This is a genomic window from Embleya scabrispora DSM 41855, from assembly GCF_000372745.1.
Classification (GTDB): Bacteria; Actinomycetota; Actinomycetes; order Streptomycetales; family Streptomycetaceae; genus Embleya; species Embleya scabrispora.
Genome location: NZ_KB889574.1, coordinates 222,272 through 246,495 on the forward strand (window position 1 = coordinate 222,272; position 24,224 = coordinate 246,495).

A 24,224-nucleotide genomic window follows, 5' to 3' on the forward strand; every position below is an offset into this window, starting at 1 on the left:
CGGAGGCTTCACCGTGTTGGTGTCAGGCGAACCGCTCACGCCCGATTCGCAGCCTCGGGGTCTGATACCGGGCGACTGGGAGGTACTGCACGCCGTCGCCGACGTGTTCACCCGGTTCTCGGTCCAGGCGCTGGAGGCCAAGGATCGGCTCGGCAAGGTCGACGGTAAGGACCTCTGGCGGGGCGATGCCGCAGAGGGGTTCCGCAAGGATCTGAAGCTGGTCACCGAGGTCCTGAAGCTGCACGGCAAGGAATACCCGAGCGTCGCCAAAAAGCTGCGCGAGTTCGCCGAGGTGCTCCGATTCGCCCAGGGCGAGTGCGCGAACGAGATCATCCCCAAGGCCAGGCAAGCCTTCTGGCTGATCGAGGCCCAGGCGCGCGAGCAGGAGTCGTACGACCTCGCGAAGCGCAATCAGGACGTACAGAAGGCCAACGGCGTCGGCAAGGAGTGCCTGCCGCAACTACCGCACAAACCCGAGGGGCATCCGGGTGCCGACATGTTGCGCGAGGCCCAGGAGCAGTTGAAGCGGGTCCGGGAGCGGGTGGAAAAGGCCGACGCGCACGCGATGTTGGAGCTGCGGAAGTCGGTCGGCGTGTTGGATCTGGACCCGGACGTCTGGAAGACGCTGGGCAATGCGGGCATCGAATTCCTCAAGGGCGGGGCCGACGCGTTCTTCGAGTTGGCGAGCTTCGCGGGGGTCGTCGACCCGGCTCGGGCGTACCTCGAACCGGCCGCCTACGCGACCGACCTGAAGAACATCGCGACCGGCATGCTCGGCATGGCTCGGGACCCGATCGGGTTTGCCCAGGACTCGCTCGTCACCTCGTGGGAGGACTTCAAGAAGAACCCGGCGCGCTTCCTCGGCCACCTCGCCCCCGACCTGGCACTGACGTTGGCGACACGCGGTGGCAACAAGGCGTTGACGCCCGCCGAGAAGGCCATCGCCAAGCGGGACAACCCGCGCTGCCGGGGTGCGGACGCCTGTACGCGCGAGGGCGAACCGATCGACGTGGTCACCGGCGAGATGGTGCTGCCGCAGACCGATGTGACGCTGGCGGGCGCGCTGCCGTTGGTCCTGGAGCGGCATCACCGGACGGCGTTCGGCGGCGGGCGGTGGTTCGGCGAGCGGTGGGCCTCGACGTTCGACCAGTACCTGCAACTGGGCTCGGACCGGGTCACGTTCACGGCCGCCGACGGGATGGTGCTGCGGTATCCGGTACCCAGGCCGGGCGAGCGGGTCATGCCGATGGGCGGGTATCGGTGGCCGTTGGTGTGGGACGGGGCGCCGAACGGGACGTTCACGGTGAGCGATCCGCAGCGGGGACGGAGTTGGTCGTTCGCGGCACTGCCGGAGGTGCTCTCGCGGCGAATACCGGTGCGGGCGGTGGTCGATCGCAACGGGAGCCGGATCGACTACCTGTATGACGAGGCGGGCGTGCCGTGCGAGGTCACCCACTCGGGTGGGTATCGGGTCGCGGTGGACACGGCGGGCGGGCTGATCACGGGGTTTCGGCTGCTGGGCGCGGACCCCGTCACCCACATGAGGTCCGACGACTCGACGGCCTCGGTCGACCTGGTCACGTTCGCCTACGGCGAGTCGGGCGACCTGCTGGAAGTGGTCAACTCCTCCGGTCGCCCCCTCCGCTTCACCTACGACGAGCACCACCGCATGACGTCGTGGACCGACCGCAACGGCACCTGGTACCAGTACGAATACGACGAGGCGGGCCGCTGCGTACGCGGCTCGGGCGTCGACGGCATCATGGACAACACGTTCGAGTACGACATCGCGGCCCGAATAACCAGGATGACCGATGCCCTCGGCGCGGTCCGCGAGTACGAATACAACGACTGGTCCCAGGTCATCCGCGAAACCGACCCCCTCGGCGGCACCCGGTCCACGGAGTGGGACTCCTACAACCGCCGAGTGGCCGTCACCGACGAACTCGGCCACACCACGCGGTACTCGTACGACGCCCTGGGCAACACGGTCGGCGTCGTCCTCCCCAACGGCACCTTCACCGTCGCCGACTTCGACCCACTGCTGTGCCGCCCCACCCTCGTCACGGGCTTGGACGGCGGCCGGCGCCGCTACACGTACGACGAGCGCGCCAACCTCCTTACGGCCACCGACGAACTGGGCGCGGTCACCTCGTACATGTACGACGAAGCCGGTCGCATGTCAGTTCTCACCAACTCCCTCGGCCACACCACAACCGTCGACACCGATGGGTCCGGCCTTCCCCTCGCTATCACTGATCCTCTCGGCGCGACAACCACCGTCATTCGCAACGCCTTTGGTCGCAGCATCGCGACGGTCGACCCCATCGGTGGCACCACCCACACGGCCTGGACCATTGAGGGCAAACCGGCCTGGCGTGAACGCCCGGACGGCGCACGAGAATCCTGGACTTGGGATGGTGAAGGCACCCTCCGCCGGCACACCAACGCGGCAGGCTTCATCACCACTTACGAATGCACTCGGTTCGACCTCCCCGCGGCCCGAACCGACCCAGACGGTGCAAGGTTGGAGTTCACCTACGACGCGGAACTACGCCTGACCCGGGTCACCAACCCACAGGGCCGCACCTGGGACTACGAATACGACCCCGCAGGCCGTCTGCTAGCCGAGACCGACTTCAACGGCCGAAAACTCACCTACCACCACGACGCGGCGGGACGGCTGACACAACGCATCAACGGCGCTGGGGAAGTGATCACTTACAGCCGAGACGCGCTGGGCAGGATGACAGCCGAACTACACGCAGCCACCGGCCACGAAACCACCCATCAATACGATGCCGCAGGCTACCTGATCCGGGCGACCAACGCGGATGTGGATCTCGTCTTCACACGAGACGCGCTAGGTCGCGTCATCGAGGAGTCCAGTAACGGCCGCACCTTTTCCAGCACGTACAACGCGCTCGGTCGACGAATACGCCGCCGCACTCCGTCGGGGCATACGAGCGAATGGACCTATGACCCGAAAGGGCGGCCCTCCTCCCTGACGGCGGCAGGCCATACATTGGAGTTCGCATATGATGCGGCCGACCGCGAAGTACAGCGCCGCTTCGGCTCTCGGGTCGCCTTCACTCAGGAATGGAACGAGACTCACCGACTCGAACGTCAAGCAATCAGGGTCGGCCTTCCCGTCAGCAAACTCGCTCTCACGGTGGATCCAACCCTGGAATCCGTCGAAACCTACAATCGCACATACACCTACCGTGCCGACGGATACGTATCCTCCATCGATGAGACAACAACCGGTCTCGCGCTTTACGATCTGGACGAAGTCGGCCGGGTCACCGACGTTCGCAACAAGGGTTGGACCGAACACTACGCATATGACGCGGCCGGAAATCAAGTACGCTCGTCGTGGCCTGGACCGGATCAGGATTTCCAGGGCGCGAGCGATGTCACCGGTACATTGATCGGAAGGATTGGTCGTACACATTACACCCATGACGCCCAGGGGCGCGTCATCCGTCGCTCACGAAAAACTCTGTCCGGAAAATCGCTGACGTGGTCCTATATTTGGGACGCCGATGACCGCCTGCTCAACGTGGTCACTCCCGACGGAACCCGGTGGCACTATACCTACGACCCACTCGCTCGGCGCGTAGCCAAGCGCACAGATGATGCCGGTTTCGAAATTACTTTCGACTGGGACGGACCCCGCCTGGCATATCAAACAACAATGCAGAACGATGAGTCCCTTTGGGAGTACCGCCCAGGGTCTTTTCATCCTCTTTTGCAAGCCGACTTTCACAGAAGAGGCGAGAGGGGGGCCCAGGAACACGTTAATGCCGTAGCCACCGACCTTGTCGGCACACCGATTCGACTTGTGGACGAAACGGGCAGGGTCAATTGGCAGGCGCGAAAGAGCCTTTGGGGAGTGACGACTCTTCCGGAGACCGGTTCCATACAGTGCCCGTTACGCTTTCCGGGTCAGTATTTTGATGCCGAGACCGGATTGCACTTCAACACCTGGCGATACTACGAGCCGGAAACGGGCCGCTTCCTCAGCCCGGATCCCCTGGGCCTGGCTCCCGCCGAAAATAATTATACCTACCCCCGAAATCCCCATATCCTATTCGATCCTCTTGGATTGGCACCGGGCGATTACGGGGACGGATGGAAGCTACCGGCGAATGTCACCCCTCCCGAACTGGATGAATGGTCCATCAAGAATGTGCGAGATTATCATTTCGACGGAGGCCCGTTATGCGACCCTGTAAATAAGGGCGTTTTCAACTCGACGGTAACAGACGGGCAACTCCATGAGATTTTCGAAACCGGGATGAAAAACGGAATCCCCGGGCCAATGAACAAATCCAACTACTATGAGCGCATATTCGACTTCAAGAAAACCGTCGGAACAGCTTCCGGCAAGACAGGCGGTGGTGCCACCAGTTGGGTCATGATCGTGCACGACAAGTGGGGAAGTGTGATCACCATGTATCCGGTCGCCGTTCCGGGCTGACCCCTTCCTGCCACCACGACCGAAAGAGGGTGCCAATATGACAGTTTATCTTCTCAATAGCGGACAAGAAGTCGTTCGCATTCTCCGCGATGACGACGACGAATCATTCCTGCATGCATGCGAGGCCGGCGCCCGAGGAAGCACCCGCCGAGGGGTATCCAGATACGGGATGACTTTCCTTAATCCCATTCAATGCGAAATGCTCGCCGAAGAACTGAGAGCCTTGCCGGCAGCGGAGTGGTCCACCGCAATTCAAGACATCTGCGCTGCGGCGGATGAGGCCGTCCAAACGCGAGGATTTCTCCGGTTCGCCGGACAGTGATCGCATCCCACCCGGGCACGAGGCCATGCTCATAGAAAAGTGGAGGAGCAAGGGGTATGGAAATCTACGTTCTAAATCGCGGCGAACAGGTCGTTCGCACTCTCCAGGACGACACTGACGAATCTTTTCTGCATGCATGCGAGTCCGCTCCTCGTGGAACGACCCGCCGAGGAGTGTCCAGGTACGGGCTGACTTTGCTTAATCCAATTCAATCCGAAATGCTTGCCGAAGAACTGAGAGCCCTTCCATCCGCGGAATCAACGGAAATTATTCGAGATATCGGAAACGCGGCAGAAGAGGTCGTCCGTACTTACGGATTGCTACGTTTCATAGGAGAATGATGCAATCTCGTCGACGCGCCGCCCATCGATAATCAAGCCATGGGCGGTGCGTGGCGCAAACGCCCCGGCGGCACACGGGAATCCTGGACCTGGGAAATTCCGGGCAATATTTTTGCACCTCTCCACGCGAACTCGGCCGCTTCGATCGGCGCAATGCCAAGCAGCTGGCCTCGCGACGGAAATCCGAGGCATTGCCGGCGGCAACATGTTCAAGTACTGCGTCTGCCGCCCGACGGCATCCGCGCGAACGTCTCGACGGCAAGGTGTTCCTCGATCTGCCCACTCCGGAGGACCACCCGCGAACGCCGCAAAGCGTCAGGGCCTCTCCGGCCGCCGCCCGCTCCCGATCGACGACCGACAGCCGCCCGCCCGGCAGGATGCTCCTGCTCGCCGCGACTGGGTCCGGCGTAGCAACCGCCTCCCACACACCGGGTTCGGTTCGGCCGAGCTGAAGGTGCTCCTCCAACCATCGTTCGGTCGCGTATGCGCGTGAATCGCCATGCTCGATGCAAGCTCGCCGCAAGGACATTCGCGGCAGTCCCTGAACCAGCCATGGAGCAGGGGTCAGGTTCTGAGGCGAGTTCGCAGGAGACAACGGCCGTGGGCGCTGATGGGTCGCACCGGTACACAGTCACGAATTGGGCACGTTGCGTGGGTGGTTCGAGGGATACAGGCGCCCACCCCGCGAACACATCGGCGCCGCGCTCAGCGGTGACGGGGTGTCAAAAAATGGTTGGTCGCTCGATCGGGTGAAAGTTGGGCATCGGCGATTAAACGGCCGTTACGGTTCGACTACGGAAAGCGGCGATCACCCCTCAGAAGGTGATCGCCGCTAGTCAACCCGCTGTTCAGGCAGCGAATCGACCGAAAGGCAACGCCGAAGTGACGGCGCATCCTCAGGCACAAGCATGCCTGAACACTTCCTTCCCGACCACCGATTCCCCCGCTATTCCCCCATATGCGCGTCGTGCCAGGTGGCAGGAGGTCGTGCGCGGTGATCCGGGGATCGAGCGAACGCTGCTGCTGTTCGCACTGTTGCTCGCATCCCACGCGAAGTCGGACGGCACCGGCATCCGCGTCACGCACGCCATGCTCGCCGCCGACGGTGGCTTCCACCTCTCCACCGTTCGTCGCGCACTCGACACGTTGCAGCAACGCGGGCTCCTGCTCCAGGTCCACCGCGGCCATCGGCTCGGGGACGGCACCTCATCACCCAGCGAGTACGCCCTGCTCATCCCCTCAACGGCTCATCCGGATGGACCGCTGAGTGCCGGCTCAACCGCTCACCGGGATGAGCCGTTGAGCCCCTCACCGGACACGACCCGCAGGCGCTCAACCGCTCACCACGGCGCCTCAACGGTTCATCTGGATGAGCCGCTCCCTGTAGTTACCTCTATCAGGGAGGAAACGGGGTCTCCCCCCACTCCCTCCCGCGCGAGCCCGCCGGACAACGCGTCGTTCCGAGCGGCGAAGGTCCTGGTCGAACAACTCCCGCCCGAGTCCCACGAATTCCTGATGCCCGGCCTGCACCGCGTCGCCCTCAAGCTCGCCCAACGCGCCGACCGCGACGTCCTGATCCACGACCTCGCGGACACGATCCGCACCCGTGGACCACTCACCGGCCCCGGCATCCGCTCACCACTGGCCGTCCTCCTGTACCGCCTCGACGAGGCGATCGAGATACACACCACCATGCGCGAGACGTTCCGCCGATCCATGAGCGGAGACCCGGCGCCCACCCCGGCGGCGCCACCCCCTTGCGGCTGCAAGGGCGGTTGGCGCGGCGAAGACCACGAAGGACGCCCGATCCCGTGCACAGCCTGCAAGCCGCGCTACGACCGCACATTGGCACCGCTGTTCTGACCACGGTTGCCGGGCCCGGCCGAGTGTGCCGCTCAGCGGCCGCGCTCACCCTTGAGGGTTCGCACGAGCGTGGTCCAAGACGCCGCGGGGACGCACAGATGGCCACGCTCACGCGATGTGGTGTCCCGTACGGCGGTGGCCGAGGCGGTAGGTGCCACCTCGACGCAGGTGTTCGTGTCGGTGGCGGACGAGTAGGAGGAAGTTCGCCACGCAAGCGCATTCGCAGTCATGCCAGGTCTCGCAATCGTTGCTCGATGACCTTGTTCGTGTCCTCAGGGGACAGCGTATGACCCCCAAGGTGGTCCAACAGCCTTTGGCAGCGGCGTACTTCGACCGCGCCGTCCTTGATCTCCAAGCCACGCATGTGTTCCGTCACCGCCACGCTGGGCTCGTAGTCGTGCGCGAAGTCCAACAGTGTGACGCCGCCTTCGACGGGACTCGCCGGGGCATCGAAAGGAAGCAACCGGATAGAGGTTCCGGGACGCGAAGCCAGTTCCAGCATGTGACGCAGCTGGTCCCGCAGGACATCGGCCCTGCCCAACGTTGCGTGGATCAGCGACTCGCCGATGACGATGGAGACAACAGCCGTACCTTCGAGCAGAAGCTGGCGCTTGCGCCGGACCTCGATGAGTGAGGCGGCAAGATCGGGATCCGGAGTCCAAGGCGACGTCGCGAACAGTGCTTCGATGTAACGCGGCGACTGGATCAGTCCGGGCATCACACTCGTGTTGGCCGACTGAATCTCGGCAGCCTGTGCCTCCAGTGACAGGTACTCCTGGAGTTGGGCGCTGACGACGTTGGCGTACTCCAGCCACCAGCGGAAGTCCGTGGCGCCTTCGCGCCAAGCCGTGAGCCGTGCGGTCTCTTCCTCCGAGGTCTCGAAGAGACCACACAACTTGAGGAGGTCGTGGCGTGTCAGCGAAACCCGGCCCGTCTCGATCCGAACGATCTTCGTCTGGCTCCACCCGCACGCCTCGGCGGCACCCTCGCCGGTCAAACCCGCCCTGAGCCGCAAGCGTCTGAGTTCCCCGCCCAACCTTCGGCGCGCATAGGTCGGAGCTGTGGCCATGGGCTGTCCCTCGCCTCTGTGTCCGGATGAATCCTGCGGCAGAGTACGGCCGTGGTTGGCGATGTGAACCCCATTCACCCGGACTACATCAATACGAGTGAGACCTAATGCGCGACTTTATGCGCATCAGTTATGGTCCCAGCCAAGGAGCCGCTCACGCTGTGTGGATACTCTTCCACTCTGCGCGAAGCGACATGCATCGATCCATTGGAGACGCGCGCATGTCCACATCCATCCTCAAGGGCTGCGTGCCGATCGCCTCGTTGACATGTACGGCGGACGCTCCGTATGCCCCGGCGGTGCGCGGGGTCGTCGTGGCGGCGCTGACTCGGCTCGGGATCGCGGACGAAGAGGTGATCTGGCTGGGCGAGTTGCTCACCACCGAGGTATTCGGCAACGCCGTGCGGCACGCCCCGCGGACGCGGGTCCGGGTGCGGGTGTCCTACGACCGCCCCGGCGCGCGGATCGTGGTCGACGTCGAGGACGGCAGCCGGGCCCTGCCGACGCGGGCCGGACTGCCGATGAGTGGGCTCGCCGACCACGGCCGCGGTGTTCCGCTGCTCGCCGAGTTGTCCCAGGCGCACGGGTGCAAATCGCTCGTGCGCGGCAAGCGGATCTGGTTCGCTCTCGGGGTCTCGGAGGGGCCGAAATGATGCGCCGAGCAGGGGAGGCGATGGCAGCCGGCTGGGCCGACGGCCCCGATCGGGGGCTTCTCGGCACCACCTGACTGGGCTCTCCGGCACCCCCGAGGCGTGAACGGGGCGCACATTCAGGCCACTTCTGGTTTGCTGGAGGCTCCCCTGTCGCGCCCGATGCCGGAAAGGCCCCGTACTGCCGTGGAGTTGCTGGCGATTGTTCTGGTGTTCGGGATCGGCGGAGTCGTGCTCGTGCGCGCCGCGCGGGTGGCTCGTATGTATGACCTCGCGTTTTGGCGGCGGTGGTTGCCACTGGCACTCGGGCTGATCGGGGTCGCCATGAGTCTGATCCGGGCCGAGGATGTCGTGCTCGTCGCCGCGTTGATCGCCTTGCCGTGTTACGTGGCCTCGGTGTTGTTCGCCCAGGCGGAGATCCACCGGCAGGCCGACGAAGCGCTCCACGGCCGACTCGGCTGACCCGGCTGACCTGGCCTACTCGGCCGGCCCGGCATCACGACCCCCGCCCGAACGGACAGCCGGCCCTCACGACCCCGGGCCCGGCCCCAACCCCAACCCGAAGACCCGCCAGCGTTTCGGGGTGACCACCCCCAGGCTCGTGCCCTCCCGGGAGAGCGGGCGGCGCTGTTGCGCCAGGCCCGCCTCGCCCAGGATGTGCCGCATGGCGAACTCCCAGCGCTCCTGGGCCCACTCGTCCTCGCGCATGGCAACCTCGCCCCACACGATGACGTGCGCGATGTCGCCGTCTCGCGCCATCGACAGGCACACGCGCGGGTCGTGCTCCAGATTCGCCTTCTTGGTGCGGCCGGTGAGGCTGAGGTAGAGATACTCGTCGTCGTACGCGAGCATCACGGGCGTCACGTGCGGCTCCCCCGTCGGGGTCACCGTGCCCACGTGCACCCAGTGCTCCGGATCGCCGAGCATCGCGTCCAGAGCCGTCCTCAGTTCGGGGTCGATCATGGAGGATCCGCCTTTCGCAGCACAGGGGCCTCATGGCCACCGTACTGCGCCCTTCGCCCCACCGGTCACGTGATCGCCGTCCACGAGGTGTACGGAGATCGTCTAGAAGTCGTCCGGATACGGCGCCGACAACACCTCGGCCCCGGCCGGCTCCGGCGTCACGTAGCCCGGCAGCAGCTCGGACAACAGCGCGCGCACCGCGTTCGTGTCGTTGACCGCCGCCGCGTCGTACAGCTCCGGCAGCCGCACCACCGCGTCCAGGGCCTGGCCCGGCGGCACGGTCGCCTGGATCCGCCGATGTTCGGTGGGCAGGCGCTCCTCGGTGGTGGAGAACAGCGCCTCGTTGAGCTTCTCGCCCGGCCGCAGGCCGGTGAAGCGGATCGGCACGTTCGGCAGGTTCACCTGTTCGGCGAACTTGTGCACCAAGTCCACGATCCGCACCGGCTCGCCCATGTCGAGCACGAAGATCTCGCCGCCCTGGGCCATCCGGCCGGCCTCCAGGACCAGTCCCACCGCCTCCTCGATCGTCATGAAGAACCGGGTGACGTCCGGATGGGTGACCGTGACCGGGCCGCCCGCGCGCAGTTGTTCGGCCAGTACGGACAGCAGCGAGCCGCGGCTGCCCAGCACGTTGCCGAACCGGACACCCGCGAACACCCCCGGCGCCTGCGTGTTCGCCTGCACGATCAACTCGGCCAGCCGCTTGGTCGCCCCGAGCACCGAGACCGGGTCGGCCGCCTTGTCCGTGGAGATCAGCACGAAGCGCTCGACCCCCACGTCGAGCGCGGCGCGGACCAGGTTCTCCGTGCCCAGCACATTGGACTTGACCGCCTCGCAGGGATGCCGCTCCAGCAGCGGCAGGTGCTTGTGCGCCGCGGCGTGGAAGACCACCTCCGGTTTGAGGTCGTGGAAGAGCTGCTCGATCCGCGGGCGATCCCGGATGTCCGCGATGACCAGCGTCTCGTCGTCGAGCAACGCCTCGCCCCACACGTCGAGTTGCAGACGGTGCAGGTTGGATTCGTCGTGATCGAGCATGTACATCCGGCTCGGCCCGAAGCCGTACACCTGCCGGCACAACTCGCTGCCGATCGAGCCGCCCGCGCCGGTGATCAACACCCGGCGGCCCGCGATCACTTCGCGCACCGACGCCGAGACCACGTGCAGCTCCTGCCGACCGATCAGCCGGTTGACGTCGAGCATGCGCATGTCGTTGCCGACCACGTCACGCCGCAACGCGACCAGGAAGGACGGCAGATACCGCACGGCGGCGCCGATCGCGGCGGCGCCGGCGGCCACTTTGCGAAACTCCTCGTGCGGAAGCCCCGGGATGGCCAGCACGACCACCTCGATGCCATGCTCCAATGCCACATCGGTCAGGGCGGCCAGGCCGCCCAAAACCGGAAGCAGATGTTGTGGGTTGTCCGCGTCGGCGACCCGGATCCCGTCCTTGTCGGGATCGTCGTCGAGAAATCCGATCGGACGCAACCCGAAATCGGGTGTCCGCAATAGATCTCGCGCCAACGCGCTGCCCGCCGACCCGGCCCCCACGACCAGGGTCCGCAGACCCGCTCCCGAACTGTCCGTCGCTGCTGAACTCCGACCCATCAAGCCCCCCTCGGTCAGGTGCAGCGTGATCGGCATCGGATCGTGCACCGACCACATGCGGCACCGACACGCCGGTGCGGCTGGGACGCCCCCATCGCACCACGCCTACCCGGCGGTCGTACGCGACTGCCCCAATTGCCCCCACGACCCCGGTGGTCCCACAGTCGCGGCGTCACTCGCGGCCCAAGCGCATCGCCTGAACCAACAACCGCGCAGGCAACCACCGGCACTCCGGATTCAGCGTACGGCCCACTCTCGGCCCCCGTCGCGGTTTTGCCCAAACACCCGCAACTTCGCCTTTTCCGTGTCCGCAAAGGATCATCCCGTGATCGTCGGGGTTTTCCGGGCACGTTCCCGTGCCGTCATCCCGCCGTGCCCACCCACCGCGCCCACCGAGGTGGACACGTGTCGAGTGGCCCGGCGGCCCCGATCACGCCCGCGGCCCAGGCGAATCGGCCCTCCGACACGGCAAATCGCCCCCGCGATACAACAAACCACCACCGCGATACGACGAATCGGCCCCACCCGCGACGATCGCGAATGGGGCCGACCACAAATCCCTGCCGTATTACCGCTGTTCGACCTCGCCAACCGGGCCGGTCGATCCCGGTCCGCCGATTCCGATCAGTCGACCACCGGCGGAGTCGTCGTGCGGTCGCCCGTCCACGTCTCCTCCTCCTCGTGCAGGTAGTCCGCGCGCTGCCGCCGGTTGCGCTCGTCGCGACCGCCGCCCGCGCCCATCCCACCGCCACCGCGCATGCCCGCGCCGCGACCGCCGCCGACCTGGCTGCCCGCGCCCGCTCCGGCCCGGCCGGCCAGGCCGCTGCCGCCGGAGGAGAACTGGCCCGAGGCACCTGCGGAACGCGCGGTGCCGCCGACCACGCCACCGTTCTGCCCGGTGAACCGCCTACCACCGGCACCGCCGCGCGGACCGGTGCCGCCGCCGGAGTTGTTGTGGCCGCCGCCACCGCCGGTCGGGCCACGCCCGGTCTGCCGACCCCCGGTGAGACCTTCCGTGTTCGAGGTCGCGTTGGGGCCGCGCTGGTTGTTCAGCGGATTCGAGGTCAACTGGGCCTTGGAACCACCGGACTTGCCGCCGGGCGGGAAGCCACCGGTCTTGCCGCCGGGGAACATCGGCAGCCCGTTGGGCAGGCCCCGGGGCCCGCCGCCGCTGGGTGGAGTGCCGATCGGGCCCTGACCGGTGACCATCGGACCGGGGTCGGGCAACGTCGCGGGGCCGTTCTGGAACGGGCCGGTACCGAGCAGGCCAGTGTCCTTCGGTGACACGTAGCCGCCACCACCGCCGACCGAACCGACGCCGCCCGAGCCGTCGGACCCTTCGATCAGGTTCTCGCCACCGCGGCCGGTGGGGCCGTGGCCGGGGATCAGCGTGCCGCCGTCCTTGTCCCCGGTGGTCTTGACCGTCACATTGTTCGTGGTCCGACGACCGCCGTTGGTCGATCCGCCACCACCGCTGTGCGAGACGGTCGGCAACGCGGGCAACGGCGGGAAGTCGATCGCCGGCGCCTGGGCCAGCGTCTCGGTGGTCACCGTGTAGGTGCTGCTCAGGCTCTCCATCCGGCGGATGGCTTCCTGGCGCGCCTTCTCCAGCTCGGTCTTGGCCGAGGTCACCATGGCCTTCTTGTCCGGGGTGTCTCCCGGCTGGCAGACCAGCCGCTTCTCGCCGTTGCTGTCCACGATCAGCTTGGCGTTCGCGGGCACCTCCGGCATGGTCAGCAGCGCGAAGCTCAGCTCGCTGCCCGCGTGGTCCATCGCGGTGCCGACCTTGCCCGAGTGCTCGGCGAACTTGCGGGTCGCGACCATGACCTTGCCGGTCCACTCACGAAAGCTCTCCGCGGACTTGCCGGTCCACTCGAGACGGCTGATCCGCGTCTCCAGCGCCGTCGTCAGCGTCTCCAGCGTTTCCTTGGCATCGAGCAACGCCTTCCCCGATGCCGTCAGTTCGGCGGGTCGTGCGCCGTCGATCATGGCCTTCAGCGCTTCGTGCGAATACTCCTCGAAGTTGGTGGGCCCACTTCCCCACCCGCCACCGCCACCACCGGCATCCAGCATGTCGTCACCCCGTCCCCGTAGTTCCCGTCACGGTCGAATCCCGAGCCGCTCAGGGCTTCTTCGCCGGCGGTGCGGGAGCCGGCGCGTTGTTCGCGTAGTCCTCTTGCAGAGACTTGTACTTGGCGGTGAACTCCGCCTCGTTGCCCTCGTACGTGCCCTGCACGTACTGCACGGTCATCTGCATCGCCTCGATCTGGCGCTTGAGCTGCGTCGACAGATCGATCAGCTCCTGACGCACGCCGACGTACGCCGACCACAGCCGGATCGCTTCCCCGAAGTTGCCCGAGGCGTCCAATTCGACGCGGTTGTCGACCAGCTTGTGCGGTGCCGCAGTGGACGTGTCCAGGTCGTCCAGCGCGCGCTGGACGTCCTTTTGGAACTGCACCATCGATTCCAGCCCGACGGACAGCGCCTGCATGTCCGACGAGGAGACCCCCGTGGGCCCACCATCCCCGATATCCGCGATGAGCATCTGCCACACTCCCCCGTGCGTGGAGCCGATACCTCACCCGCCACCACGCAGCTAGTTACCAACGCGCCGCACGTTGCCCCGTCTTCCGAGGCGGCGCATCGCGGCACACCCGTATCAGTCTTCCCAGACTACATAGCGGATGTGACCCATGGGTACGGGGTAACCCTCACATCGGGACCGGCTCCGGCCATCGATTCGATGAACCGCCGGAGCGCGCGTCGTCCGAAGGATCCGGCCGAGGATCCGGCTACTCGGTCTCCTCCGCGAGTTCCAGCCAACGCATCTCCAACTCGTCGCGCTCGTCTCGGATCGCGCGCAGTTCGGCGTCCAGCGCGGAGACCTTGTCGAAGTCGGTGGCGTGCTCGGCCAAGCCGTCGTGCACCTTCTTCTCCCGATCGGCCAGCTTGGACAACTGCCGCTCCACCCGCTGGAGTTCCTTCTTCGCCGCGCGCGTGTCGCCGCCACCGCGCCGGGTCGGCGCGGCGATTGCCCCCGCCTCGACCGCGTCCCGGCGACGCTTGAGGTATTCCTCGATGCCGCCCGGCAACATCCGCAGCGTGCGGTCACCCAGCAGCGCGAGCACGGTGTCCGTGGTGCGCTCGACGAAGTACCGGTCGTGGCTGACGATCACCAGCGAACCCGGCCAGCCGTCCAGCAGATCCTCCAGCTGGGTCAGCGTCTCGATGTCCAGGTCGTTGGTCGGTTCGTCCATGAACAGCACGTTCGGCTCGTCCATCAACAACCGCAGCAACTGCAGCCTGCGCCGCTCGCCACCGGACAGGTCGGAGACCGGCGTCCACTGCTTCTCGCCGGTGAAGCCGAACTGCTCGCACAGCTGACCGGCCGTCATCTCCTTGCCCTTGCCGATCTCGACCCGCTCGCGGATCTGCGACACCGCCTCCAGGACGCGCAGCGTGGGCGGGAGTTCGACCACTTCCTGGGAGAGGTAGGCGAGCTTGACGGTACGACCGACCACGACCTTGCCGGCGGCCGGCTGCTTCTCCTCGTACGCCGCGTCCTTGAGCGCGCGCAGCAGCGAGGTCTTGCCCGCACCGTTGACCCCGACCAGGCCGATCCGGTCGCCCGGGCCCAGGTTCCAGGTCAGGTGCTCCAACAGCGTCTTGGGACCCGCCTCGATCCGCACGTCGAGCAGTTCGAAGACGGTCTTGCCCAGTCGCGCGTTGGCGAAGCCGCGCAGCGCCAGGGTGTCCCGCGGCGGCGGCTCGTCCGCGATCAGCTCGTTCGCCGCCTCGATCCGGAACTTGGGCTTGGAGGTACGGGCGGGCGCGCCGCGCCGCAGCCACGCGAGCTCCTTGCGGACCAGGTTCTGCCGCTTGGTCTCCTCGGTGCTCGCGATCCGCGCGCGCTCGGCCCGGGCCAGCACGTACGCCGAGTAGCCGCCCTCGTAGTCGTGCACCTTGCCGCCCTGCACGTCCCACGTGCGGGTGCAGACCTCGTCCAGGAACCAGCGGTCGTGGGTGACCACGACCAGCGCGGAGCGCCGGGTCTTGAGGTGGCCGGCCAGCCACGCGATGCCCTCGACGTCGAGGTGGTTGGTCGGCTCGTCCAGGATGATCAGGTCGTGCTCTTCGATCAGCAGCTTCGCCAGCGCGATCCGGCGCCGCTCACCGCCGGACAGCGGGCCGATCACCGAGTCGATGCCGCTCTCGAAGCCGGGCATGGCCAGTCCGCCGAACAGCCCGGTCAGCACGTCGCGGATGCGCGCGTCGCCCGCCCACTCGTGCTCCGGGCGGTCGCCGACGATCTCCCGGCGCACGGTCGCCGCCGGATCGAGGTCGTCCTGCTGGCTCAGGATGCCCAGGCTGAGCCCACCCACGTGGGTGACCCGGCCGGAATCGACCGGCTCCCGCTGGGCCATCACCCGGATCAGCGTGGTCTTGCCGTCCCCGTTGCGGCCCACGACCCCGATCCGGTCGCCTTCGGCCACGCCGAGGGACACCTCGTCGAGCAGGGTGCGCATGACATACGCCTTGCCGACTGACTCAAGATTGACCAGGTTCGCCATCAGACCGAACCGCCATACCGCAACGCTCGCATTCGACCAACTCTAACGGTCCACACTAGACCGTGTTCTCGCGCTCCACCGGAACGACTCGGCGCGGCAGCACCCGGGCCCCGGGGACCGCGCCGAACGCGACCCGCGCGGCCCGGCACGTGCCCGATTCGGTCAGCCGCTCGGCCACCACATGCGCGGTCTCCCGGTCCGGCGCCAGGAACGCGCAGGTGGGCCCGGACCCGGACACCAGCGAGCCGACCGCCCCCGCGGCCATTCCCGCGGCCAGCGTCGCGGCCAGCGCGGGCCGCAGCGACAGGGCCGCCGGTTGCAGGTCGTTGACCAGGTTGGCGCCCAACGCGTACGCGTCACCGGCGCGCAGTGCCGCGATCAGCTCCTCGCGCGGCGCGGGCCGCCCGAGCACCTCGCCCGCCACCTCGCGCAGCCGGTCGCACTCGCCGTACACGGCCGGCGTGGACAGCCCGCCGTCGGCCAGCGCGAACACCCAGTGGAAGCGCGCCGTGGTCGGCACCGAGGCCAGCCGCTCGCCGCGCCCGGTACCGATCGCGGTACCGCCCAGGTCGGAGAACGGCACGTCGCTGCCCAACTCCGCGCCGAGGCGGCGCAACATCTCGCGAGGAGTGTCGCCGCGCCACAGCGTGTCGCACGCGAGCAGTGTCGCCGCCGCGTCCGCGCTGCCGCCCGCCATGCCGCCCGCGACCGGGATGCCCTTGCGGATGTGGATGCGCACGTTCGGCTCGCGGCCGAGCCGGTCGGCGAGCAGGATCGCCGCGCGCGCGGCCAGGTTGCTGTGGTCCAGCGGGACCTCGTCGATGCCCTCGCCCTCGCAGACCAGGCTCAGCCGGTCCGCGGGCGTGACGGTGACCTCGTCGTACAGGGACACGGCGTGGAAGACGCTGACCAGCTCGTGGAAGCCGTCCGGCCGCACCCCACCGACCGCGAGTTGCAGGTTGACCTTCGCGGGAACACTGACGGTGACGGAAGACACGGCTCGTGGAACTCCTTCGTGGCCCTGCCGGGCCTCTTCGGACGGGGGCCGTGCGAACTCCTCGGCACCGTCGCCGATGGTATCGACGGCGGCACCGTGCCCTCAGTCGCGGGGCTCGTTCGGCCCGGCCTCGGGTGCGGCGTCGCCCGGCGCCGTGCGCTCGGCCGAGCCGGGACGGTGCTCGGCGATCCTGGCGAACGCCTCCACACCCAACGCCTCGCCGCGCGTGCGCGGATCGATCCCGGCCGCGCGCAGCGCCTGCTCGGCGCCGGCGGGGGAGCCGGCCCACCCCGCCAGGGCCGCCCGCAGCGTCTTGCGGCGCTGGGCGAACGCGGCGTCCACGACCGCGAACACCTCCTGGCGGGTCGCCGTGGTCTCGGGCGGCTCGCGGCGCGTGAACGAGACCAGGCCCGAGTCGACGTTGGGCGCCGGCCAGAACACGTTGCGCCCGATGGCGCCCGCGCGCTTGACGTCGGCGTACCACGCGGCCTTGACCGAGGGCACGCCGTACACCTTGCCGCCGGGCGTCGCGGCCAGCCGGTCGGCCACCTCGGACTGCACCATCACCAGGAGCCGGTCCAGGGACGGGAAGGTCTGCAACATGTGCAGCAGCACCGGCACCGACACGTTGTACGGCAGGTTCGCCACCAGCGCGGTGGGCGCCGGGCCGGGCAGCTCGGTCACCGTCATCGCGTCCGCGTGCACGAGCGCGAAGTCGGCAGCCCGCTCGGGCATCCGGGCGGCGATGGTGGTCGGCAGGTGCCGGGCGAGCACCGGGTCGATCTCGACCGCGACCACCCGCGCGGCGCTCTCCAGCAGGGCCAGGGTCAACGAGCCCAGTCCGGGGCCGATCTCGACGACGACGTCGTCGGGTCGCACGCCGGCGGTGCGCACGATGCGCCGCACCGTGTTGGCGTCGATCACGAAGTTCTGGCCGAGCTGTTTGGTCGGGCGCACACCCAGGGCCTCGGCGAGCGCGCGGATGTCCGCGGCACCGAGCAGACCCGGTCCCGCGGGAAGATCACTCACGAGAAGAGCCTACTGCCGCACAACGGCCACGGACTCGCCCCCCGCTGGACATACATGAGCTTTGCCCGATATGTCTGCTCGGAGGCGGGTGCCTGACTCGCCACCCCGCTGCCGCCCATCGACTGCCAGGTCTGCGCGTCGAACTGGTAGAGACCGTGATAGGTCCCCGACGCGTCCACCACGTTCGCCCGGCCGCCGGATTCGCACTGCGCGAGCGCGCCCCAGTTGAGCTGGTCGGCCCCGGCCACCGAGTCCGGCTTCTCCTTGGTGCCGACCTTGACGATCTGGGTGACCGGCTCCTTGACCACCTTCTCGGAGATCTTGCGCGGTTCCTGCTTGACCCCGTTGATCGTCTCGTACGAGTAGGTGATCTGGCGCAGCCCGACCACACCCTTGGTGGCGACCTCCTCGGTCCCCTTGTACTGGGTCGGGTCGTCCTGCTTGGTGGTCTTGAACGGGATCTTCTCGTCCTTGGTCACCGTGCTGCCGGTGACCCGCAGGATCGAAACGGTCTGGCCCTGCTGGGGGTAGGAGTCGGTCGGCGTGTCCACCCGGTCCTGCGGACCTATCGCGATCCCGGCCTGATCCAGCGCGGCCTGCACGGTCGCCGCGTTGGTCCGCAGCGGCACCGTCTTGCCGTCGACGAGGAAGGTGATCGCCCGCTCGGTGCGCACGTCCAGGTTGAGCCCCTGCCGGCCGATCGGCAGATCGCGGGAGACCGACAGGTACGCGCCGTCCGCGCGCACGCCGACCTGCTCCAGTGCCTCGGACACCGACTTCGCGGTCACCCAGACCTGCTGGGGTCGGCCGTCGACGGTCATCGTCAGCAGTCGGCCGTAGCGCACCGCGACGCGGTCACCGTCCTCCAGGCCCGCCTTGCGCCCGGGCGCGACGATGTCGTGCTCGCCGACCTTGATCTCCTGGCGGCCGAGCAGCCCGGAGACGTCCGAGGCGAACGTGTGCACGGTGCGCTCCTCGCCGTCCACGACGAGCGTCACCGTCTTGTCGTAGGCGACGAAGGCCGTGGTGCCGCCGACCAGGACGGCGACCACGAGGGCCTGCGGAACGAGGGTGCGCAGAGAGGGTCCGGGGCGACTGCCGCCCCTGCCCGCCCGGGCGGTGTTGCGCCTGCGGGCGGAGCCGGCGGAACGACTCAACGGTGCTCCTGGGGGATTCCGAGGGGGCTGGTCCGGGGTGATCCGGGAGGGCCGGGGCGCTGTTCCGCCCGACGAGCATCGGACTGTACACCGGCGCGAACCGTGCGCCGCCCGTCCCCCGGTCGTCCGGGCGACGGGCGGCAACGGCGAGGCAACTACGCGAGGGCGAAGGTACGTTCGGCGTTGGCCGCGAGCGCGCCGGCCAACTCGTCCTCGGCCAGGCCCTTGACCTCGGCCATCGCCCGCACGGTGATCGGCACCAGGTAGGGCGCGTTGGGTCGGCCGCGGAACGGCACCGGGGTCAGGAACGGCGCGTCGGTCTCGACCAGGATCAGGTCGATCGGCGCGACCGCGAGCGCGTCCCGCAGCGGCTGCGCGCTCGGGTAGGTCACGTTGCCCGCGAAGGACATCACGTAGCCGAGTTCGGCGCAGGTCTTCGCCAGCTCGGCGTCACCCGAGAAGCAGTGGAAGACCACCCGTTCCGGTGCGCCCTCCTCGGCCAGGATCCGCAACACGTCCGCATGCGCCTCGCGGTCGTGGATCACCAGCGGCTTGCGGTGCCGCTTGGCGATCTCGATGTGCCGGCGGAAGGACTCCTGTTGGTCGGCCACACCCTCGTCGCCGGTTCGGAAGTAGTCCAGACCGGTCTCGCCGATCCCGCGCACGTGCGGCAGCGCGGCCAGCCGGTCGATCTCGGCGAGCGCCGCGTCCAGCGCGGCACCGCCGCCCGGCGCGCGGCGCTGCCCGGACCAGCCGTCCGGGTCGCCGAGCACGATCCGCGGCGCCTCGTTGGGATGCAGCGCCACGGTGGCGTGCACCCGCTCGTGGGCGGCGGCCGTCTCGGCCGCCCACACCGAGGACGGCACGTCGATACCCACCTGGACGAGCGTGTCCACACCGGCCTCGGCGGCGGCCGACAACGCGTCGGCCACGCTCCCCTCCTGGAGGTCCAAGTGCGTATGGGCGTCCCACACGGGCACCCGCAGCGGCTCGGGCACGGGCGGCGGGGTGGTGTCCCGGGCCCCGCCGTCCCGACGCTTGCGCTTGCTCAAGGCTCAGGAGTCCTTCTTCTCGCTTGGGACGGACTGCTCTTCGAGGCGCGGGAACAGGATCGCGCCCTTGGTGATCGTCGCCCCCTCGGGCAGTTGCCCCCAGCGACCCGCGTCCTGCACGTGCTGCGCGGCCAGCGGGCCCAGGTGCGGCTCGGCACCGAGCGAGTCCCACAACTTCTCCGCCGTCGCCGGCATCACCGGGTTGAGCAGTACGGCGAGCGCGCGCAGCGACTCGGCCGAGGTGTACAGGATCGTGGCCAGCCGGGCCCGGCCCTCGGGGCTGTCGTCCTTGGCCACCTTCCACGGCTCCTGCTCCGTGATGTAGCCGTTGACCAGCTTCACGTAGCCGAACACCGCGTCCAGACCGGCCTGGAATTCGAGCACCCGGACCCGGTCGTCGGCGATCGACACGGCCTCGATCAGCGCGCTGTGCAGCGTGCCCTCGGCGTCCCCGTCGGCGGTGGAGGCGGGCAGCGCGCCGTCGAAGTACTTGCCGACCATGGCCGCCACGCGCGAGGCGAGGTTGCCGAAGTCGTTGGCCAGCTCCGAGGTGTACCGCGCGGAGAAGTCCTCCCACGAGAAGGACCCGTCCTGGCCGAACTGGATCGCGCGCAGGAAGTAGTAGCGGTAGGCGTCCACGCCGAAGTGGTCGGTGAGCTGCTGCGGCGAGATGCCGGTCAGGTTCGACTTGCTCATCTTCTCGCCGCCGACCATCAGCCAGCCGTTCGCGAACACCCGGCCGGGCACCGGCAGGCTGTTGGCCATCAGCATCGCGGGCCAGATCACCGCGTGGAAGCGCAGGATGTCCTTGCCGACCAGGTGCACGTCCGCCGGGAAGGTGCCCTCGAACTTCGCCTCGTCCGCGCCGTAGCCGACCGCGGTGGCGTAGTTGAGCAGGGCGTCGATCCACACGTAGATGACGTGCTTGGGGTCCCACGGAACCGGGATGCCCCAGTCGAACGTGGACCGCGAGATGGACAGGTCCTGCAGCCCCTGGCGAACGAACTGGAGGACCTCGTTGCGCGCCGAGGCCGGCTGGATGAAGTCCGGGTTGGCCTCGTAGAACTCGAGCAGCCGGGGTCCGTACTCGGAGAGCTTGAAGAAGTAGTTCTCCTCCTTGAGCATCTCCACCGGGCGCTTGTGGATCGGGCACAACTTCTGCCCGTCCTCGCCGTCGAGCAGGTCGCCCGGCGCCTTGTACTCCTCGCACGCGACGCAGTACGGGCCCTCGTAGCCGCCCTTGTAGATCTCGCCCTTGTCGTACAGGTCCTGGACGAACTCCTGGACGCGGTCGGTGTGCCGCTTCTCGGTGGTGCGGATGAAGTCGTCGTTGGCGATTTCGAGGTGCTCCCACAGGGGCTTCCACGCCTGTGTGACCAGCTTGTCGCACCACTCCTGGGGAGTGACGCCGTTCGCCTCGGCCGTGCGCATGATCTTTTGACCGTGCTCGTCCGTGCCGGTGAGGAACCACACCTTCTCGCCGCGCTGGCGGTGCCAACGGGTGAGCACGTCGCCTGCGACGGTCGTATAGGCGTGGCCCAAGTGCGGGGCGTCATTTACGTAGTAAATGGGCGTTGTGACATAGAACGCCTTCTCGCGCTCGCCCGCAGTGATGTCAGTGGTTCCAGTGGCCGCCATACCCGGAATCCTACGGCCGGCGCGACGACGCCCGCCCCCGAGTATCGGCGGGGGCGGGCGGCGACGGGTGGGCGGCCCGAAGCGGGCTCAGGCGGAGCGGTGCAGTGACGGCAGGTGCCACCGCGAGGCCCCGCGTGGAGCGGGCACCCCGGCCGGCTTCTCGGCCTTCGCGGCCTTCGCGGCCTTGACCGGCTTGACCGGCTTGACGGGCTTGATCGGCTTGGCCGCCTCGACCGCCTTGACCGCCCTGGCCGTCGAGGTGCCGGCCGCCGAGGCGACCCGGCCGGCCGGAAGTATGCGCAGGCGGGTGCCGTCGCAGTGCTCGCATGCGGGCTTGGTGAACGGGGACGGGACCAGCGCCCCCTCCGAGTAGTACCGGCAGAGTCGCAATCCGTGCAGATCGGTCGCGTGGTGGATCTCGTAGTCGCGCTCCCAGCCTCGACCACACGACATGCAAACGAAGGCGTAGGACTCGTGCACCACCGTCGGGTTCTCCATGACGACCTCCTCACACGGGCGCGCCCACCGACTCGTTCAGGGGGCTTCCCGTGACCGGTATCCATGGAATGCCCGAAGGGGGTCTTCCGTATCGGCACATACGGTTCCTTGACGGGCGCCAACACGGAATATGGAGAACCGGAAAGACTCATCACCCAATCGAGTGCTGTGCCGTACCTCCGCGTTGCATGCGCTTGACCGTCCGTCCGGGTCGAGGCGAGCCGACTCGGGGCCGGCTTCGGGCCGATCACGACCCGACGGCCACGCTGCGTCTCACCGCCCGTACGCAGCGTGCCGAAACCTTCGCGTCGGTCGCCGATCGGGCGCCGGCAGCGCCCGCGGTCAGCCCTTCTTGGCCGCGACCACCGCGTCGAAGACCACCCGCTTGGGCACGCCGACCTCGGCGGCCACCGCCGCGATGGCCTCCTTGCGGGGTTGCCCGGCGGCCTCGCGCCCGGCCACCCGCTCGACCAACTCGGCCGGGCCGATCTTCGAGGGGTCGGCGGGCGGCGCGCCGGCGACCACGACGGTGATCTCGCCGCGCACCCCCGGCTTCGCCCACTCGGCGAGCTCGGCCAGGGTGTCCCGGCGGACCTCCTCGTAGGTCTTGGTGAGCTCGCGACACACCGCGCCGCGACGGTCGGCGCCCAGCGCCTCGGCCATCGCGGCGAGCGACTCGGCGAGCCGGTGCGGCGCCTCGAAGAAGACCATCGTGCGTGGCTCGGCGGCCAGCTCGGCCAGCCGCCGACCGCGCTCGCCCGCCTTGCGCGGCAGGAAGCCCTCGAAGCAGAACCGGTCCACCGGCAGCCCGGACAGCGCGAGCGCGGTCAACACCGCGGAGGGGCCGGGTACGGCGGTCACCCGGATGTCCTCGGCCACCGCCGCCTCGACCAGCCGGTAGCCCGGGTCGGACACCGAAGGCATGCCGGCGTCGGTGACCAGCAGCACCCGCTTGCCCTCGCGCAACGCCTGGACCAGCTCCGGCGTGCGCGCCGCCTCGTTGCCCTCGAAGTACGACACGACGCGTCCGGGTACCTCCACCCCGAGCGCGCCGGCCAGTCTGCGCAGCCTGCGGGTGTCCTCGGCGGCCACCACCTGGGCCGCGCCGAGTTCGACGGCGAGCCGCGCGGGCGCGTCGCTCACGTCACCGATGGGGGTGCCGGCCAGTACGAGTACGCCGCCCTGAGTGCTGTGCTGTTCGTGTTCCACTGCGCCATCCTCCCCTTTGACGCGCCCCGGTCGGCCCGCGCGTCAATACGATGCACGGGTGACGAGTGACGTGGCGACCGATCAGCCGACCCGAAAGCACCCCCCGGGAGGTGATGCGGAGTCCCCCGGCAGCGCCGGGGCCGCACGTCCGGAGCCGCGCGGGTGGGCCTGGTCACTGGCCCGATTCGGATACCGGGACCGGCCGCCGACCTCGTTGCGCGAGCGATTGGTGCCCTCGTACACCGACAACAGCCCGTACACCGGCGGCGGCTGGCTGCCGTGCGTCCTGGTGACGCTGCTGGCCGGTTTCATCCGGTTCTGGAACCTGGGCAAGCCGCGGGCGGTGATATTCGACGAGACGTACTACGCCAAGGACGGCTGGTCGCTGCTCAAGCTCGGCTACGAGGGCACCTGGCCCAAGGAGGCCAACGACCAGATCCTGGCCGGTCGGACCGACACGCTGCAGACCCAGGGCTCGTACATCGTGCACCCGCCGATCGGCAAGTGGACGATCGCGCTGGGCGAGCAACTCTTCGGGCTGACGCCGTTCGGGTGGCGCTTCGCGCTCGCGGTGCTCGGCACCCTGTCGGTGCTGATGTTGTGCCGGATCGGCCGCCGCCTGTTCCGCTCGACGCTGCTGGGCTGCGTCGCGGGCCTGCTGATGGCGCTCGACGGCCTGCACTTCGTGATGAGCCGCACATCGCTGCTCGACCTGGTGCTGATGTTCTGGATCCTGGCCGCGTTCGGATGTCTGCTGATCGACCGCGACGACACCAG

The 24,224-nt window shown here is 68.2% G+C and carries 19 protein-coding genes; 5 read left to right on the forward strand and 14 right to left on the reverse strand.

The window, feature by feature from the left end:
* Positions 1–13: 13 nt before the first annotated feature.
* Both A3IC_RS52960 and A3IC_RS68385 read left to right on the forward strand, forming a co-directional pair.
* Positions 14–4,483, forward strand: coding sequence for a DUF6531 domain-containing protein (locus A3IC_RS52960; protein WP_020549379.1), 4,470 nt, complete (start codon positions 14–16; stop codon positions 4,481–4,483).
* 1,650 nt (positions 4,484–6,133) lie between these two features.
* The gene (locus tag A3IC_RS68385) at positions 6,134–7,009 is read left to right on the forward strand and encodes a hypothetical protein (protein ID WP_158695836.1); all 876 of its coding nucleotides are present in this window, start codon (positions 6,134–6,136) and stop codon (positions 7,007–7,009) included.
* Positions 7,010–7,041: 32 nt separating this feature from the next.
* Here the strand turns inward: A3IC_RS68385 and A3IC_RS64360 are convergent, their stop codons facing one another.
* Both A3IC_RS64360 and A3IC_RS0107165 read right to left on the reverse strand, forming a co-directional pair.
* The gene (locus A3IC_RS64360; protein ID WP_079026290.1) at positions 7,042–7,239 is read right to left on the reverse strand and encodes a DUF397 domain-containing protein; all 198 of its coding nucleotides are present in this window, start codon (positions 7,237–7,239) and stop codon (positions 7,042–7,044) included.
* Positions 7,236–8,078 carry a helix-turn-helix domain-containing protein gene (locus A3IC_RS0107165; RefSeq protein WP_079026291.1) on the reverse strand — a complete coding sequence of 281 codons (843 nt, stop codon included), beginning with the start codon at positions 8,076–8,078 and terminating at the stop codon, positions 7,236–7,238. Before A3IC_RS0107165 ends, A3IC_RS64360 begins: the two co-directional genes overlap by 4 nt.
* A 221-nt stretch (positions 8,079–8,299) precedes the next feature.
* Here A3IC_RS0107165 and A3IC_RS52965 point away from each other — a divergent pair, with 221 nt between their 5' ends.
* A complete protein-coding gene (locus tag A3IC_RS52965; RefSeq protein WP_020549382.1) occupies positions 8,300–8,731 on the forward strand; it encodes an ATP-binding protein in 432 nt (143 codons plus the stop codon).
* Between the two features lie 99 nt (positions 8,732–8,830).
* The gene (locus A3IC_RS52970; protein WP_158695837.1) at positions 8,831–9,190 is read left to right on the forward strand and encodes a hypothetical protein; all 360 of its coding nucleotides are present in this window, start codon (positions 8,831–8,833) and stop codon (positions 9,188–9,190) included.
* Between the two features lie 66 nt (positions 9,191–9,256).
* Here A3IC_RS52970 and A3IC_RS52975 read toward each other — a convergent pair whose 3' ends face one another.
* The 12 genes from A3IC_RS52975 to rsmI form a co-directional block, all read right to left on the reverse strand.
* A complete protein-coding gene (locus A3IC_RS52975; protein WP_020549384.1) occupies positions 9,257–9,691 on the reverse strand; it encodes a pyridoxamine 5'-phosphate oxidase family protein in 435 nt (144 codons plus the stop codon).
* A gap of 102 nt (positions 9,692–9,793) precedes the next feature.
* Positions 9,794–11,353, reverse strand: a complete 1,560-nt coding sequence (locus A3IC_RS0107185) for a polysaccharide biosynthesis protein (RefSeq protein WP_020549385.1) — start codon at positions 11,351–11,353, stop codon at positions 9,794–9,796.
* A gap of 567 nt (positions 11,354–11,920) precedes the next feature.
* A complete protein-coding gene (locus A3IC_RS0107190) occupies positions 11,921–13,369 on the reverse strand; it encodes a YfdX family protein (protein WP_020549386.1) in 1,449 nt (482 codons plus the stop codon).
* A gap of 49 nt (positions 13,370–13,418) precedes the next feature.
* Positions 13,419–13,841, reverse strand: coding sequence for a hypothetical protein (locus A3IC_RS0107195; protein WP_158695838.1), 423 nt, complete (start codon positions 13,839–13,841; stop codon positions 13,419–13,421).
* A gap of 247 nt (positions 13,842–14,088) precedes the next feature.
* Positions 14,089–15,870, reverse strand: a complete 1,782-nt coding sequence (locus A3IC_RS0107200) for an ABC-F family ATP-binding cassette domain-containing protein (protein ID WP_086018411.1) — start codon at positions 15,868–15,870, stop codon at positions 14,089–14,091.
* Between the two features lie 52 nt (positions 15,871–15,922).
* Positions 15,923–16,864, reverse strand: coding sequence for a 4-(cytidine 5'-diphospho)-2-C-methyl-D-erythritol kinase (locus A3IC_RS0107205; protein WP_020549389.1), 942 nt, complete (start codon positions 16,862–16,864; stop codon positions 15,923–15,925).
* A gap of 102 nt (positions 16,865–16,966) precedes the next feature.
* A complete protein-coding gene (rsmA, locus tag A3IC_RS0107210; RefSeq protein ID WP_020549390.1) occupies positions 16,967–17,893 on the reverse strand; it encodes a 16S rRNA (adenine(1518)-N(6)/adenine(1519)-N(6))-dimethyltransferase RsmA in 927 nt (308 codons plus the stop codon).
* Positions 17,890–19,050 carry a resuscitation-promoting factor gene (locus tag A3IC_RS0107215; RefSeq protein WP_245599170.1) on the reverse strand — a complete coding sequence of 387 codons (1,161 nt, stop codon included), beginning with the start codon at positions 19,048–19,050 and terminating at the stop codon, positions 17,890–17,892. The genes rsmA and A3IC_RS0107215 overlap by 4 nt, the downstream gene beginning before the upstream one ends.
* A 155-nt stretch (positions 19,051–19,205) precedes the next feature.
* Positions 19,206–20,102: a TatD family hydrolase gene (locus A3IC_RS0107220; RefSeq protein ID WP_020549392.1), complete on the reverse strand. Its 897-nt coding sequence runs from the start codon at positions 20,100–20,102 to the stop codon at positions 19,206–19,208.
* 3 nt (positions 20,103–20,105) lie between these two features.
* Entirely contained in the window at positions 20,106–21,740 is a 1,635-nt protein-coding gene (gene metG / locus A3IC_RS0107225; protein WP_026217968.1) for a methionine--tRNA ligase, read from the reverse strand.
* A gap of 87 nt (positions 21,741–21,827) precedes the next feature.
* The gene (locus tag A3IC_RS68390) at positions 21,828–22,238 is read right to left on the reverse strand and encodes a hypothetical protein (RefSeq protein WP_020549394.1); all 411 of its coding nucleotides are present in this window, start codon (positions 22,236–22,238) and stop codon (positions 21,828–21,830) included.
* 342 nt (positions 22,239–22,580) lie between these two features.
* A complete protein-coding gene (gene rsmI, locus A3IC_RS0107235) occupies positions 22,581–23,447 on the reverse strand; it encodes a 16S rRNA (cytidine(1402)-2'-O)-methyltransferase (protein ID WP_020549395.1) in 867 nt (288 codons plus the stop codon).
* 58 nt (positions 23,448–23,505) lie between these two features.
* Here rsmI and A3IC_RS0107240 point away from each other — a divergent pair.
* On the forward strand, positions 23,506–24,224 hold a 719-nt coding region (locus A3IC_RS0107240; RefSeq protein ID WP_026217969.1), incomplete at its 3' end, for a phospholipid carrier-dependent glycosyltransferase.

What these genes read in the sequence shown, in the direction of transcription:
- A3IC_RS0107165 (WP_079026291.1), bottom strand. Translation starts at nt 8,078, where the DNA reads ATGGCCACAGCTCCGACCTATGCGCGCCGAAGGTTGGGCGGGGAACTC.
- A3IC_RS0107190 (WP_020549386.1), bottom strand. Translation starts at nt 13,369, where the DNA reads ATGCTGGATGCCGGTGGTGGCGGTGGCGGGTGGGGAAGTGGGCCCACC.
- A3IC_RS0107195 (WP_158695838.1), bottom strand. Translation starts at nt 13,841, where the DNA reads ATGCTCATCGCGGATATCGGGGATGGTGGGCCCACGGGGGTCTCCTCG.
- A3IC_RS68390 (WP_020549394.1), bottom strand. Translation starts at nt 22,238, where the DNA reads ATGGAGAACCCGACGGTGGTGCACGAGTCCTACGCCTTCGTTTGCATG.
- A3IC_RS64360 (WP_079026290.1), bottom strand. Translation starts at nt 7,239, where the DNA reads ATGACTGCGAATGCGCTTGCGTGGCGAACTTCCTCCTACTCGTCCGCC.
- A3IC_RS52975 (WP_020549384.1), bottom strand. Translation starts at nt 9,691, where the DNA reads ATGATCGACCCCGAACTGAGGACGGCTCTGGACGCGATGCTCGGCGAT.
- metG (WP_026217968.1), bottom strand. Translation starts at nt 21,740, where the DNA reads ATGGCGGCCACTGGAACCACTGACATCACTGCGGGCGAGCGCGAGAAG.
- A3IC_RS0107185 (WP_020549385.1), bottom strand. Translation starts at nt 11,353, where the DNA reads ATGTGGTCGGTGCACGATCCGATGCCGATCACGCTGCACCTGACCGAG.
- A3IC_RS52965 (WP_020549382.1), top strand. Translation starts at nt 8,300, where the DNA reads ATGTCCACATCCATCCTCAAGGGCTGCGTGCCGATCGCCTCGTTGACA.